Consider the following 13,307-nt stretch of genomic DNA (forward strand, 5'->3'; position numbering starts at 1 on the left):
GGGGCTGGACCCTATGGGCCGCGGCCGTGCGAAAGCCAAGCAGACCAAGGTCGCTCGCGACCTGAAGTACCGCACTCACGAGACTGACCTCTCGGCTCTGGCGGCGGAGCTCCATGGAGAGCCCGCCTCGTCCAGCGCCGACGAGGCGGAGCCCGAAGTGCTCGACAAGTGGTCGGACTACGCCGACCGTCGCGACTGAGCTGACCTCGCTCGTCGAGTAGCCCGAGCCCCCGGGCGAGGGCGTATCGAGACGTGTCACCACGTCCCAGACCGCCACTCGTACTCGCCCGTGGCCTCGGCTGCACGTCAATGAGCGGTCAGCCCTGCCGCATGACCACCACGTCTCCGTGGGTGCCGTAGCCGGCGAGCCGGCCACCTGACCGGCGCCCGTCGAACGTCACCAGCCGCCACTCGTCGCCCGGCACGTCCGGGTCGGGCGGAACGACGGTCGGCCACGGGATGTTGGTGGGGTACGGCGCGGTCAGGGTGCCGATCTCGGTCATCGACGTGTCGAAGACCGGGTACCGGCCGCGGACCGCCCGGCGGTTGTCCCTGCCGTCGCTGGCCAGGACCCTCCAGTCCTCGCCGACGCGGAGCAGGGTGGTGCCCTCGGTCGCCCGTCGGTCGGTCGCCGCGCCCCGCAGGGCGAGGTGGTCGAGCGACGGGCCGGCGGCGAGCAGCGGGTGGAAGTCGAAGAACTTCCGTGCGCTGACGTAGCCGACCAGCCAGCCCTCGGACGTCCGCACCAGGTGGGGGTCCCACATGCCGACGCTCGGGCCGTCGGTGGGCAGCTCCAGGCGCCGGGTGGGCAGCACGTGCTGCCCACGGGCGAGGTCCTCGCTCGACTCGGCCAGGGTGACGCCGAGCGCGCCCGGGACCCGGTCGGCCCTGCGCGCGGGGAAGTCCGACCAGGTGCTGGTCGCGACCAGCCACGTGTCGCCGTCGCGGACGAGGTGGGTGGCGTGGTCGCCGTACACGCCCGGTCGGTCGGGACGCTCGAAGAACAGGTCGCTGCGCCATGCGATCGCGCCCGTCGCGGACAGCGCCCAGACCGAGGTGTGCGCGGTGTCGAAGAACCCGGGGCCGGCACTGGTGGCGGTGAACAGCACCTCCGAGCCGATCCGGTACGGCGACCCGTCGGCGTGCGACACCAGCCGGATGTCGCGCAGTCCGAGCTGCCCGAAGCTCCCGGCGCGCACGCCGGCCACCGCCCCGGAGGCGTCCGGGGCCAGCCCAGCGAGCCACCCGGGGGCGCGGGTGTCGGGGCCGCCGATCTCGCGCAGGTCGATCCGCCCGCGCGCGATCCAGGCGTCGTCCTCGAGGGTCAGCACCGCGAGGTGGCTGCCGGTGAGGGTGAGTCCCAGCCGCGTGGGCGGCTTGCCGACCTGTCCGTGTCGCCGGCTGCGTAGTGCGTGCTCGGCTCCGCCGATGCGGACGAGCAGCGACGCTCGGCCGTCCTCGAGCCGGACCGCGAGCCGGGTGCCGTCCGCGGCCTCCAGCGCCAGCTCGGCGGCACCGCCCGCGACCAGCGTGCCCTCGACCGCGCCGAAGGGCGCGAGGAGCGGGAACCCCTCGGCCGCCACCAGGGTGATCGGTCGGTGGCGGGCGGCGATCTCGAAGGACGGCAGCACGGGCGCACCCTACGCGGCATGATGCGTCCGTGCCCGTCCCCACCCTCACCCCGTTGTCCGGCGGCAACGGCCTCGCACTGACCGCCGCCCGCCCCGGCCCCGACCTCGCGGCCGCCGGCTGGTCCGAGGAGGAGTACGCCGCCTCGGGTGTCGCCGCAGCCGCCGACCCCACCCACGGGGAGGCGCGGTTCACGACCCGGGTCGTCGTACGCCGGCCGATGCAGGCGCCCGCGAGCGGGACCCTCGTCGTGGAGTGGCTCAACGTGAGCAGCGGCGCCGACGCGGCGCCCGACTGGACGTACCTGGCCGACGAGCTGGTCCGGCAGGGCCACGCCTGGGCCGGGGTGTCCGCGCAGCTCAACGGCGTCGAGAGCGGCACGGCAACGGTCGCGGTCGAGGGCGCGGCGCTGCAGGGCCTCACGGCGGTCGACCCGGCGCGCTACGGCGGGCTCGACCACCCCGGCGACGCCTACGCGTACGGCATCTTCACCGAGGTCGCCCGGGCCGTCGCTGAGCTGACGGGTGCGGAGCGGGTGCTGGCGATCGGGCAGTCACAGTCGGCGTACACGCTGACGACCTACCTGAACCACGTCCACCCGACCGAGCGCTTCTTCGACGGCTTCCTGGTCCACAGTCGCGGCGACGTCGCCGCACCGCTCGGCGAGCCCGGCCGGGGCATCGACCTGCTCGCCGCCCGCGCCGCGGGCGAGCCGACACCGGTCCGCGACGACCTCGACGTGCCCGTGATCGTGCTGGAGGCCGAGGGCGACCTGCTCGGCCGGATCAACTACCTGCCCGCACGCCAGCCGGACGGCCCGATGCTGCGCGTCTGGGAGGTCGCCGGTGCCGCCCACGCCGACCTGTTCCAGATCGGCGAGTTCGAGGCCTTCCTCGGCTGCCCGGACCCGGTCAACCGCGGCCAGCACGTGTACGTCGCCCGCGCGGCCCTGCGCCACCTCGACACCTGGGCCCGCGGCGGCCCCGCCGCCCCGGCCGCCCCGCCGCTCGAGATCGTCGACGGCGGCTTCGTCCGCGACGACCTCGGCATCGTCCGTGGCGGCATCCGCACCCCCGTCGTCGACGCTCCCGCCGACGTGGTCTCCGGCGACGCCGGCCCCGGGGCCTCGGTCATCTGCGGCCTGTTCGGCCGCACCCTCCCGCTCCCGGCGGAGGTCCTGGCTGCGCGCTGGGCCACCCCCGACGCCTACCGAGCGGCGTACGTCGCCGCCACGGACGCCGCGATCGCCGCCGGCTTCGTGTTGGCCGACGACCGCGACGCCGTCCTGGGAGAGATCAGGCCAGCCCCAGGTAGTTGAGCCAGAGCCGCGTGAGGTCGTCGGTCGCCTGGTCGACGTCGTCGCGGTGGCCGAAGACGTACCAGAGGTAGGCCAGGCGCTCGGTCATCGCGCCGAGGAGGAAGGCAGCGGTGGCCGGGTCGACCTCGGGGGCGACCTGCCCCGCGGCCTGCCATCGCGCGATGGCGCGCTCGGTGCGGCTGCGGTAGTAGCGGTTGCGCTCGGCGAGCACGCCGGGCAGGTCGGGCTGCTCCAGCGCGGCCGCTTCGACACAGGTCCAGAAGGCAGCGTTGCGCTTGAACGCGGTGAGGTAGAGCCGGTTGGTCTCGCGGATCCGCTGTGCCGGGTCGACCGCTCCCGGCTCGGCAGGCACCAGCTCGCCGTAGACCTCGTCCTCGACGGTGATGAGCAGCTGGCGGAACAGGTCGTCCTTGTTCTCGAAGTGCAGGTAGAAGGTGCCGACGGAGACCTCGGCCTCCTTGGTGATGTCGGAGATCCGGGTCTTGTGCAGGCCCTTGCGCTCCAGCACCCGTCGTCCGGCGCGCAGCAGCGCGCCGCGGGTACGGCTGCCCTGGGTGGTCTGCGGGGTTCGCTCGCTCATCGCCCTGCACCTCTCGGCGGCATCCGCAGGATGGCCGTCCAGGCGTCGGCGATCGCGGCCGTGGCCCGTTCGGCGTCGAACGCGGTGCTCTCGTCGGAGCACCACTGCTGCACCGACTGCTCGGTGAGCGCGATCAGCGCCTCGACGACGACGGCACTGCCCGCGCCGGGGTCGATCCAGCCCTGCTCGGCCCAGAACCCGATCTCGTCGGTGAGGGCCCGGGTGAGCGGGTCGTCCTGGGCGCGCAGGGCGGTGGCCACCTGGACGTTGCCCAGTGCGGCGGCGTTGATCATCCGCCAGGTCGCGGCGCCCTCGGCGAACCGGGTGACCTGGAGCCGTACGACGTCCAGCAGCCACGCGCGGGCGCTCTCGGCGTCGGAGAACCGGGCCCGCGGCACCTCGGCGGCCAGCTCCTGGCGGGCGACCTCGACGACCTCCAGGAAGAGCGCCTCCTTGGTGTCGAAGTAGGTGTAGAAGCTCCCCGCCGCGACGCCGGCGCGCTTGGTCACGTCGGTCACCCGGGTGCCGTGCAGGCCCTTCTCAGTGAAGACGTCGACGGCAGCGTCGATCAACGCCTGCCGGGTCGGAGGGAGTGTCACCGAGCGCCTCTCGTGGGCTGTGGGTCGGGTTCGGACTGCCCGAAGGCTAGCCAGTGGCTCGGGCCCAGCGCCATTTATGAACAACAATTCAGGAGATATGAATTTTCCGTCACCCGTTGTGGCATTCGGTGCCGAATCGTCGTATTCCGCTTGAATACGCGCGAATCTCCGCGGAACCGGCGGCTCGCTGTGGCCCTTGACACATGTTCGTGGGCCACGGTAGGACTAGCCACATGAACGGAAATTCAACGCGTCACGACGGGCGTCGGGTGCTCGTCACCGGCGGCGCGCGCGGGCTCGGCGCGGCGGTCGCCGCGTCCTTCGTGGACGCCGGCGCCCGGGTCGCGGTCTGGGATGCGCCCGGTGTGATGGAGCTCGGCTACCCGCTGTCGGGACCCGCCGAGCTCGACCAGGCCCGGGCGGTCGTCGGCGTGCGTGGCCACGTGGCCGCGGTCGACGTCCGCGACGTCGAGCAGGTTCGCGCCGCGCTGCCGGAGACGGTGGCCGCGCTCGGTGGCCTCGACACGGTGGTGTGCGCGGCCGGCGTGCGCACGGCCGCGACCGCGGCGACGATGAGCGACGCCGCCTGGGACGCCGTCGTCGACACCAACCTGCACGGCACGTACCACGTGCTCCGCGAGGCTCTCGTCCACCTGGAGGCCGTCGGCAACGGCCGGATCGTCGTGGTCGCCGCCGAGGAGGGACGCCGCGGCGCCTTCGGGCTGAGCCACTACGCGGCCGCCGCATGGGCGCAGATCGGGCTGGCCAAGTCACTGGCCCACGAGGCCGCCGAGCACGGCGTCGCGGTCGGCGTGGTCTGCCCGGGCGTGATGGACACCGCGATGACTGCCGACCCGTCGTACTGGTCGGTGCTGCAGGCCGGCCGCGACGGCTCGGCCGCGGTGGCCGGTCCCGATCGTGGCGCCGCCGAGCACGCGCTGCGCGTGCGCCACCCCAGCAGCACGACGTACGTCGATGTCGCCGCCGTGGTCCGGGCCGTCGACCAGTTGGTCGCCGAGCCGGGCCTCGACCGCACCGGCGCCGTCATCGACGTCTCGGCCGGCCTGGCCGCCACCAACACGGCCTGATCCGGCCGAGCAGACGAGAGAGAGACCGATGAGGAACTTCGACGGCCGCGTCGCGCTGGTGACCGGCGCCGCCAAGGGGCAGGGCCGCTCCCACGCCATCGCGCTCGCGCAGCGCGGTGCCAACGTGGTGCTGGTCGACATCGCCGAGCAGATCCCGTGCGCCTCACGGATGGCCACGCCCGCCGAGCTCGACGAGACCGCTCGCATGGTCGAGTCCCTGGGCGCTGAGAGCCTGGCGTTCAAGGCGGACACCCGCAGCGCCGAGCAGATGCGCGACGTCGTCGCCGCGACCGTCGACCGGTTCGGTCGGGTCGACGTGCTGCTGGCCAACGCCGGCATCGCCGCCTTCGGCCCGGTCCGGGAGATGGCCGACGACGTCTGGCGCGACGTGGTGGACGTCAACCTCGGGGGAGTGGCCGCGAGCATCCGTGCCGTGGCGCCGGTGATGGCCGAGCAGCGGTCGGGGCGCATCGTCGCGACCGCGTCGGCGGTCGGCCGCGAAGGTGGACCCAACAACGCCAACTACGCGGCCTCGAAATGGGGTGTCATCGGTCTCGTGAAGTCGGTCGCGATCGAGCTGGCGCCGTACGGCGTGACGGTCAACGCGATCTCGCCGATGTCGGTGTCGACCGACATGTGCCACAACGACCTCACCTACGGCCTGTTCCGCCCCGACCTGGCCGCGCCGACGACGGACGACGTCCGCGACACCTTCGCCACCCTCAACCCGATGGCGGTGCCGTGGCTGGAGGTCGGCGACGCGACCGAGGCCGTCCTCTTCCTCGCCTCCGACGAGGCCCGCTACATCACCGGCACGGCGCTCGACGTCGCCGGTGGCTGGAACGCCTTCCACAGCGCCTGACGCACTCCGCCCCCCGACGCCTGACAACCAAGGAGCCCCACGTGACGTTCGACCCGACCGACAAGCTGTCCGACCTGGCCGCCGGTGGCCCGGCCCTGTTCTTCCCCGACCCGCCGGCCCAGGTCACCTTCAACTTCGACCAGGGCATCGCGGCCGAGGAGACCTTCCCGCTGGAGGACTTCGACCGGCTGATGAGCAAGGTCCTCGAGCGGGACGGCGGCCGCGCGCTGGAGTACATCTCCTTCGGCTACGAGGAGAAGACCGACCAGATCGTCTACCTGCCGTCGTACATCGAGCTGATGCTCGGCCACACCGGCCTGCGCGAGGAAGTCGCCGCGTGGCTGTCGAAGACCCAGAAGGTCGACGGCATCGGCGCCGACAACCTGATCCTCACCTCGGGCTCGGTGCAGGCCATCGCGCTCGCGGTCAACGCGCTGGTCAACCCCGGTGACGGCGTCCTCGTCGAGAAGGCGACCTTCCCGTACGCCATGCGCTTCATGCAGATGCGCGGCGCCGACATCCGCACCGTCGAGATCGACGAGCACGGACTGGTGATCGAGTCCCTGGTCGAGCGGCTCGAGGAGATGCGCCGCGACGGCGTCACACCCAAGCTGCTCTACGTCATCCCGACCTTCCAGCTGCCGACCTGTGTCGTGATGCCGGAGGACCGCCGGCGCCGGCTGCTGGAGGTCGCCGAGGAGTACGACTTCGTCATCCTCGAGGACTCCATCTACGCCGACCTCCGCTACAGCGGCGACCCCGTGCCGTCGCTGCTCAGCATGGACACCTTGGGCCGCGTCATGCAGAGCCACGGCTTCTCGAAGGTGCTCGCGCCCGCGCTGCGGATCGGCTGGATCACCGCGCCGGAGCGGCTGATCCACGCGCTGGCCTCCGTGCGCCAGGACCTCGGCGTCAGCCAGTGGTTCTGCCGGATGCTCGAGCAGTACCTCAAGGAGGGCCTGCTCGACCCGCACATCGAGCGCGCCAACGCGGTCTATCGCCGCAAGCGCGACCTCGCCGCGGCCGCGGTGCGCGAGCACTGCGGCGGGCTGGTCACCTTCGAGGTGCCCGACGGCGGCTACTACCTGTGGCTCAAGATCGCCGACAACGTCGACTGGGAGAAGGCCCAGCACGAGGCCGCGATGAACGGCGTCTTCTGCCGCCCTGGCGAGAAGTTCCTGGGCCAGGACGCCGGCCAGGGCTACCTGCGGCTCGCCTACAGCCACGCTCCCGACCACGAGCTGGAGCGCGGCATCAAGGCGCTCGGCGAGGCGATCGTCGCGCACGCGCACTGACCCGCCGCTGACCCACCACCACCTGCTGTCCCCGGCGCCCGCGTCGGGGACGGAGCTCGGGCGCCCGAAAACACCCGACCCAACCCAACGAGAGGAATGCCCGTGCCTTCCAACAACCTCCCTCGCGCACGTCGCCGCCGCGGCGCCGCGATCGCCGCCCTGGTGGTCGCCGCCACCGTGGCGCTGGCCGGCTGCAACAGCTCGGACACGACCACGAACGACGGCCCGGCCGCCAGCGGCCCCTGGCTGGACGAGGCCAAGGCCGCCGCGCAGACCGCGGTGCAGGTGCCGACCGAGATCGCCGTCAAGGGCCTCGGCGCGGTCGAGCCGCCGGCCTCGATGACCGTCTACTTCGTCGGCTGCGACCAGTCGATCCCCGGCTGCGTGGCCCAGGTCGAGGGCGTGCGCCAGGCGACCGAGGTGCTCGGCTTCGCGCTCGAGGTCTGCGACGCCAAGAGCGACGTCGCCTCCTTCCAGAACTGCATGAGCCAGGCGGTCAACGCCAAGCCCGACGTGATCGTCAACAACGCGCGGCCGTCGGCCGACGCCTCCGAGGCGTACGCCAAGGCGCACGAGCTGAAGATCCCGGTGATCGGCCAGTTCACCGCGCAGCTCCCGGACCCGGCGAAGGGCAACACGGTCGAGGTCGGGAACGTCTGCCAGATCGAGGGCGAGCTGCTCGGCAACTACATCGTGTCGCAGTCCGGCGGCAAGGCGAACGTCGCGATCTTCGCCGACACCGTCTACCAGTGCAACGGCCAGCGCGCCGACGGCGTCAAGGCCGCGCTCGACAAGTGCCCGAGCTGCAAGGTGAGCGTCGACCGGTTCAGCGTTGCGACCGCGCAGACCGACCTGCCGCCCGCGCTGCAGGCCAAGATCCAGTCCAACCCGAGCCTCAACTGGGTGGTCAGCACCCCGGGCTTCTCGGGCGTGATGGCGGCGGACGCCGTACGCCAGGCGGGCAAGCAGGACGGCATCTCGGTCGGCACCTTCGACGGTGACGAGCCGACGCTGGCGCTGGTCCGTCAGGGCGACATCATCAAGGCCGACGTCGCGTCGGGTGTCTACGAGAACGGCTGGACCGTCGTCGATGCTGCGCTGCGCCTCAAGGCCGGCCAGACCATCCCGGACAGCATCGAGAACCCGACTCAGCTGCTGATGACCCAGGACAGCGCGCCGAAGAGCGGCACCTACGAAGGCGCCGACGGGTTCCGCGACCAGTTCAAGGCGCTCTGGGGCGTCAGCTGAGCTGACCCGGACGAGAGCGGAGACACCATGACCACGGACGACGCGGCAGCGCTGGAGCTGCAGGGGATCGTCAAGACCTTCCCCGGACAGCGGGCCCTCGACGGCGTCGACTTCACGGTCGCGCGCGGCGAGATCCACGCCCTGCTGGGCCACAACGGGTCCGGGAAGTCGACCCTGATCAAGGTGCTCTCCGGGTTCCACCACCCTGACGGCGGACGCTGCTCTGTCGCCGGAACGCGGCTGCGGTTCGGCGACGGGGTGGCGGTCAGCCGGGCGGGTGTCCGGATCATCCACCAGGACATCGGCCTGGTCGACGAGCTCTCGGTGCTGGAGAACCTCCGGCTCGGAGTCGGCACCTACCGGGCCGGCACGCTGGGCGCCATCCGCTGGCGCGGAGAGCGGGCCGCGGCCCGGGCGCGGCTCGACGACCTCGGGCTGGGCCACATCGACCCGGCTGCCGAGGTGGCCGGACTGTCGGCCGTGGAGCGGACCGAGGTCGCGATCGCCCGGGCGATCGACGACCCCGACGCGATCCGGGTGCTCGTGCTCGACGAGGCCTCGGCGGCGCTGCCGGAGGAGCAGGTGCAGCATCTGTTCCGGCTGGTCCGCACCCTCGCCGCGCGCGGCGTCGGCGTCGTCTACGTGACGCACCGGCTGGAGGAGGTCATCGACCTCGCCGACCGGGTCACCGTGCTGCGCGACGGCGCGGTCGTGCTCCAGGAGAGCGTTTCCGCGCTCACCCGCGAGGATCTCGCCCGCGTCATCGCGGGCAGCGAGGTCCAGGCGGTGCGGGCCGCCGACCGTGCCGCCGGACGTACGACGGGCGCCCCGGTGCTCGAGCTCGACGACGTCGTCGCCGGGCGTGAGCTGGCCGGCGCCAGCCTGACCCTGCGCGCGGGCGAGGTGCTCGGCGTGGCCGGCCTCGCTGGCTCCGGCGTCCACGAGGTCGTCCGGCTGCTCCAGGGGCGCGCGCCGCTGCACGCCGGCACGGTCGCGGTCGGGGGAGTGCCCGTGGCCCGCCCCGGCGTCCGGGCGCTGCGGCGGCTCGGGGTCGCGGTGCTGCCCGGCGAGCGCGACCAGAAGCGGATCACCGGCATGTCGGTGGCCGAGAACATCACGATCGCCGACCTGTCGCCGTACTGGCGGGGTGGGCGCTTCCGGCACCGCGCCGAGCGGGCCGAGGCGGTCGCGCTCGTCGAGCGCTACCGGATCCGACCGCCCGACGTGCAGCGGCCGATCGAGCTGCTCAGCGGCGGCAACGCGCAGAAGGCCTACGTGGCACGACTGCTGCGCACCTCACCGCGGGTGCTGGTGCTGGAGGAGCCGACCCACGGCGTGGACGTCGGCGGCACCGCCGAGATCCTGCGCCTCCTCGTGGAGGCGGCGCGGAACGACGGCACCGCCGTCCTCCTGTGCTCCTCCGACACCGACGACCTCGCTGCCACCTGCGACCGCGTCCTGGTGCTGCGCGACGGAGTCGTCGCCGACGAACTGACCGACAAGGAGATCACCCGTGAGCGAATCGTTGAGCTCTGCTACGCAGCCGGCTGAGGAGGTCGCGGCCCACCCCGCCGAGAAGCGGCGCGGCCGGCTCGGGCTGGACCTGCTCGACCGCTGGGCCGGACCGCTGCTGCTCGTCGCGATGATCGTGGCGTTCACGATCGCCTCGCCCGGCGTCTTCCTCACCAGCAGCAACCTGCTCGCCGTCGTCAACAACCAGACGATCACCGCGGTGGTGGCGCTGGGCCTGCTGTTTCCGCTCGCTGCCGGCGTCTTCGACATCTCCATCGGCGGCGTGCTCACGCTGTCGGTGATCACCTCGGCCTGGACCTTCCAGCAGACGGCCGGCTCGATGCCGGTGCCGGCCGCCATCCTCGTCACGCTTCTCGTCGGCTCGACGGCGGGCCTGCTCAACGCGCTGCTCGTCGTCCGGCTCAGCATCGACCCGTTCATCGTCACGCTCGGCTCGGGTTCGATCTTCCTCGGGGTCTCGCAGCTGGTCGCCAACGGCCAGGTCGTCTCGCGTGACATACCGAAGGGCTTCACCGACCTGGGCCGGGGCGAGCTGTTCGGCATCCCGAACCCGATCGTGCTGGTCGTCGTGCTCGCGCTGGTCGTCTACTACGTGCTGGAGATGACCCCGCTGGGCCGGATGATCTACGCGACCGGATTCGGCCGCGAGCAGTCCCGCCTGGCCGGTGTGCCGACCAACCGGATCCTGGTGCTGGCATTCGTCGTGTCGGGCTTCTGCGCCTCGCTCGCCGGCCTCGTCTACACCTCACGCATCGGGACCGGGCAGCCGGACGTCGGCGCGCAGTATCTGTTGCCGTCGTACGCTGCGGCCTTCCTCGGCTCGACCATGATCAAGCCCGGCCGGTTCAACGTCCCGGGTCTGCTCGTCGGCCTGGCGATCCTCGCCATCGGCATCAACGGCCTGCAGCTGCAGGGGATCCCGTTCTGGGTGATCTCCACCTTCCAGGGCGGCGCGCTGATCCTTGCCGTCGTCCTCACCAAGCTCCGCAGGCTCTCCGTCCGCGCGGACGGCTGAACCTCCCACCCGCACCAGAGAAGGAGACGACATGGGCAAGCTCGACGGCCGGACCGCGCTGATCACCGGCGCCGCTCGCGGCCAGGGGCGCTCGCATGCGCTGACGCTCGCCGCGGAGGGCGCCAACGTGATCGCGGTCGACCTCTGCGAGGACCTGGCGACCATTCCCTATCCACTCGCGACGCCCGAGGACCTCGTCGAGACCAAGGCGCAGGTCGAGGCGTTCGGCGTCGCCTGCCACACCGTGCGCTGCGACGTCCGCGACACGGATGCCGTCGAGGCCGTGGTCGCCGACGGCGTGGAGCGGTTCGGCACGCTGGACATTGCGGTCGCGAACGCCGGCGTGTGCGGCTTCGGGGCGTTCTGGGAGCTCGACGACGCGGCCTGGGACGAGATGATCGGCGTCGACCTGACCGGCGTCTTCAAGACCATGCGCGCCGCCGTCCGGCCGATGCTGCGGCAGGGACACGGCCGGATCGTCGCCACCTCGTCGATGGGCGGGCGGATGGGCACCCCGAACCTCGCCCACTACGTCGCCGCGAAGTGGGGCGTCATCGGTCTGGTGAAGACCCTCGCTCTCGAGGCGGCGTCGTCCGGCATCACCGTCAACGCGGTCTGCCCGGCCACCGTCGACACCGCGATGGTCCACAACGACGCGCTCTACGGGCTGTTCTGCCCCGACCTCGACGCGCCGACGAAGGCCCAGGTGGAGCCGGCGTACGCCGCGATGAGCCCGATGCGCGTCCCCTGGGTCGCGCCCGAGGACATCTCCCAGGCAGTGCTCTACCTCGTGTCCGACGCCGCCCGCTACGTCAGCGGTACGACGCTCGACGTCAGCACCGCTGCGTCCGCGGGCATGCCATGAGGGGCTTCAACCCGCCGCACCTGCGCTTCGACGGCATGTCGCAGGCGGTGCGCAGCGGGCACTTCGTCGTCCTCTCCGGCCAGGTGGCGCTCGACGCCTCCGCGCAGATCGCCACGGATGACCCGTACGAGCAGGCGCGGCAGTGCTTCGAGAACGTCCGGCTGGCCCTCGACGAGGCGGGTGCGACGCTCGAGCAGGTGACCAAGCTGGTCTGCTATCTCACCGACGCGGCGCACTTCCCGGCGTACAGCAAGGCGAAGGGTGAGGTCTTCCCCTTGGCGGACGCCCCGGCGAGCACCACCGTCGTCGTCTCCGCGCTGCTCGATCCCCGCATGCTGCTCGAGGTCGAGGCGTGGGCGTACGTCGGTCCGGTGGCCGAGTGAGCGCCGCGGTGCAGGGCAGCACGAGGGTCAAGCGCGGGATGGCCGAGATGCTGAAGGGTGGCGTCATCATGGACGTGGTCACCCCCGACCAGGCGAAGATCGCCGAGGACGCCGGTGCGGTGGCCGTGATGGCGCTGGAGCGGGTCCCCGCGGACATCCGTGCCCAGGGTGGCGTGTCGCGGATGAGCGACCCCGACATGATCGACGGCATCATCGCCGCGGTCTCGATCCCGGTGATGGCCAAGGCCCGGATCGGGCACTTCGCCGAGGCGCAGGTGCTGCAGTCCCTCGGTGTCGACTACATCGACGAGTCCGAGGTGCTGACCCCGGCCGACTACGCGAACCACATCGACAAGTGGGCCTTCACGGTTCCGTTCGTGTGTGGTGCGACCAACCTGGGTGAGGCGCTGCGTCGGATCACCGAGGGTGCGGCGATGATCCGCTCGAAGGGTGAGGCCGGCACCGGTGACGTGTCGAACGCGGTCACCCACATGCGCACCATCCGTGCCGAGCTGTTGCGGCTGACCGTGTTGACCGCTGATGAGCTGTACGTGGCGGCGAAGGAGCTGCAGGCGCCGTACGACCTGGTGGTCGAGGTGGCGCGCACGGGCAAGCTGCCGGTGGTGCTGTTCACCGCGGGTGGCATCGCGACCCCGGCGGATGCGGCGATGATGATGCAGCTGGGTGCTGAGGGTGTGTTCGTCGGCTCGGGGATCTTCAAGTCGGGCAGCCCGGCCGAGCGGGCCGAGGCGATCGTGAAGGCAACGACGTTCTTCGACGACCCCGACGTGGTCGCGAAGGTCTCGCGTGGTCTGGGTGAGGCGATGGTCGGCATCAACGTCGACGACCTCCCGGTCGGTCACCGGCTCGCCGAACGCGGCTGGTAGGCGCG

Annotated in this window: 14 protein-coding genes; 11 read left to right on the forward strand and 3 right to left on the reverse strand. The window is 71.9% G+C overall.

The features are described from left to right. Positions 1 to 13 precede the first annotated feature (13 nt). Complete coding sequence (locus ACZYRU_RS03670; protein WP_488955720.1) at positions 14 to 199, forward strand: DUF3073 domain-containing protein; 186 nt, start codon at positions 14 to 16, stop codon at positions 197 to 199. Between the two features lie 118 nt (positions 200 to 317). Here the strand turns inward: ACZYRU_RS03670 and ACZYRU_RS03675 are convergent, their stop codons facing one another. Then, the gene (locus tag ACZYRU_RS03675) at positions 318 to 1,631 is read right to left on the reverse strand and encodes a hypothetical protein (RefSeq protein ID WP_488955721.1); all 1,314 of its coding nucleotides are present in this window, start codon (positions 1,629 to 1,631) and stop codon (positions 318 to 320) included. A gap of 29 nt (positions 1,632 to 1,660) precedes the next feature. On the opposite strand from ACZYRU_RS03675, the gene ACZYRU_RS03680 reads away from it, so the two are divergent. Next, entirely contained in the window at positions 1,661 to 2,947 is a 1,287-nt protein-coding gene (locus tag ACZYRU_RS03680; protein ID WP_488955722.1) for an alpha/beta hydrolase domain-containing protein, read from the forward strand. Here ACZYRU_RS03680 and ACZYRU_RS03685 read toward each other — a convergent pair. Both ACZYRU_RS03685 and ACZYRU_RS03690 read right to left on the reverse strand, forming a co-directional pair. After that, on the reverse strand, positions 2,925 to 3,527 hold the full coding sequence (locus ACZYRU_RS03685; RefSeq protein WP_488955723.1) for a TetR/AcrR family transcriptional regulator: 603 nt from the start codon (positions 3,525 to 3,527) through the stop codon (positions 2,925 to 2,927). The two genes, ACZYRU_RS03680 and ACZYRU_RS03685, sit on opposite strands and share 23 nt — an antisense overlap. Further along, positions 3,524 to 4,126 carry a TetR/AcrR family transcriptional regulator gene (locus ACZYRU_RS03690; RefSeq protein ID WP_488955724.1) on the reverse strand — a complete coding sequence of 201 codons (603 nt, stop codon included), beginning with the start codon at positions 4,124 to 4,126 and terminating at the stop codon, positions 3,524 to 3,526. The genes ACZYRU_RS03685 and ACZYRU_RS03690 overlap by 4 nt, the downstream gene beginning before the upstream one ends. Positions 4,127 to 4,359: 233 nt before the next feature. Between ACZYRU_RS03690 and ACZYRU_RS03695 the strand changes: the two genes are divergently transcribed. The 9 genes from ACZYRU_RS03695 (at position 4,360) to pdxS (ending at position 13,302) form a co-directional block, all read left to right on the forward strand. Next, positions 4,360 to 5,214 carry an SDR family NAD(P)-dependent oxidoreductase gene (locus ACZYRU_RS03695; protein ID WP_488955725.1) on the forward strand — a complete coding sequence of 285 codons (855 nt, stop codon included), beginning with the start codon at positions 4,360 to 4,362 and terminating at the stop codon, positions 5,212 to 5,214. Positions 5,215 to 5,242: 28 nt separating this feature from the next. Continuing rightward, positions 5,243 to 6,076: a mycofactocin-coupled SDR family oxidoreductase gene (locus ACZYRU_RS03700; protein ID WP_488955726.1), complete on the forward strand. Its 834-nt coding sequence runs from the start codon at positions 5,243 to 5,245 to the stop codon at positions 6,074 to 6,076. 41 nt (positions 6,077 to 6,117) lie between these two features. Further along, positions 6,118 to 7,371 carry an aminotransferase-like domain-containing protein gene (locus tag ACZYRU_RS03705; RefSeq protein ID WP_488955727.1) on the forward strand — a complete coding sequence of 418 codons (1,254 nt, stop codon included), beginning with the start codon at positions 6,118 to 6,120 and terminating at the stop codon, positions 7,369 to 7,371. A gap of 102 nt (positions 7,372 to 7,473) precedes the next feature. Continuing rightward, positions 7,474 to 8,619, forward strand: a complete 1,146-nt coding sequence (locus tag ACZYRU_RS03710) for a sugar ABC transporter substrate-binding protein (protein WP_488955728.1) — start codon at positions 7,474 to 7,476, stop codon at positions 8,617 to 8,619. Between the two features lie 27 nt (positions 8,620 to 8,646). After that, positions 8,647 to 10,170, forward strand: a complete 1,524-nt coding sequence (locus ACZYRU_RS03715; RefSeq protein WP_488955729.1) for a sugar ABC transporter ATP-binding protein — start codon at positions 8,647 to 8,649, stop codon at positions 10,168 to 10,170. Continuing rightward, positions 10,133 to 11,167: an ABC transporter permease gene (locus ACZYRU_RS03720; RefSeq protein ID WP_488955730.1), complete on the forward strand. Its 1,035-nt coding sequence runs from the start codon at positions 10,133 to 10,135 to the stop codon at positions 11,165 to 11,167. Before ACZYRU_RS03715 ends, ACZYRU_RS03720 begins: the two co-directional genes overlap by 38 nt. A 31-nt stretch (positions 11,168 to 11,198) precedes the next feature. Continuing rightward, positions 11,199 to 12,032, forward strand: a complete 834-nt coding sequence (locus ACZYRU_RS03725; RefSeq protein ID WP_488955731.1) for a mycofactocin-coupled SDR family oxidoreductase — start codon at positions 11,199 to 11,201, stop codon at positions 12,030 to 12,032. Further along, on the forward strand, positions 12,029 to 12,415 hold the full coding sequence (locus ACZYRU_RS03730; RefSeq protein WP_488955732.1) for a RidA family protein: 387 nt from the start codon (positions 12,029 to 12,031) through the stop codon (positions 12,413 to 12,415). Before ACZYRU_RS03725 ends, ACZYRU_RS03730 begins: the two co-directional genes overlap by 4 nt. Next, positions 12,412 to 13,302: a pyridoxal 5'-phosphate synthase lyase subunit PdxS gene (gene pdxS, locus ACZYRU_RS03735; RefSeq protein ID WP_488955733.1), complete on the forward strand. Its 891-nt coding sequence runs from the start codon at positions 12,412 to 12,414 to the stop codon at positions 13,300 to 13,302. The genes ACZYRU_RS03730 and pdxS overlap by 4 nt, the downstream gene beginning before the upstream one ends. Positions 13,303 to 13,307: the final 5 nt, after the last annotated feature.

The organism is Nocardioides sp. F233, assembly GCF_057813895.1.

What these genes read in the sequence shown, in the direction of transcription:
- ACZYRU_RS03725 (WP_488955731.1), top strand. Translation starts at nt 11,199, where the DNA reads ATGGGCAAGCTCGACGGCCGGACCGCGCTGATCACCGGCGCCGCTCGC.
- ACZYRU_RS03715 (WP_488955729.1), top strand. Translation starts at nt 8,647, where the DNA reads ATGACCACGGACGACGCGGCAGCGCTGGAGCTGCAGGGGATCGTCAAG.
- ACZYRU_RS03700 (WP_488955726.1), top strand. Translation starts at nt 5,243, where the DNA reads ATGAGGAACTTCGACGGCCGCGTCGCGCTGGTGACCGGCGCCGCCAAG.
- ACZYRU_RS03670 (WP_488955720.1), top strand. Translation starts at nt 14, where the DNA reads ATGGGCCGCGGCCGTGCGAAAGCCAAGCAGACCAAGGTCGCTCGCGAC.
- ACZYRU_RS03695 (WP_488955725.1), top strand. Translation starts at nt 4,360, where the DNA reads ATGAACGGAAATTCAACGCGTCACGACGGGCGTCGGGTGCTCGTCACC.
- ACZYRU_RS03685 (WP_488955723.1), bottom strand. Translation starts at nt 3,527, where the DNA reads ATGAGCGAGCGAACCCCGCAGACCACCCAGGGCAGCCGTACCCGCGGC.
- ACZYRU_RS03730 (WP_488955732.1), top strand. Translation starts at nt 12,029, where the DNA reads ATGAGGGGCTTCAACCCGCCGCACCTGCGCTTCGACGGCATGTCGCAG.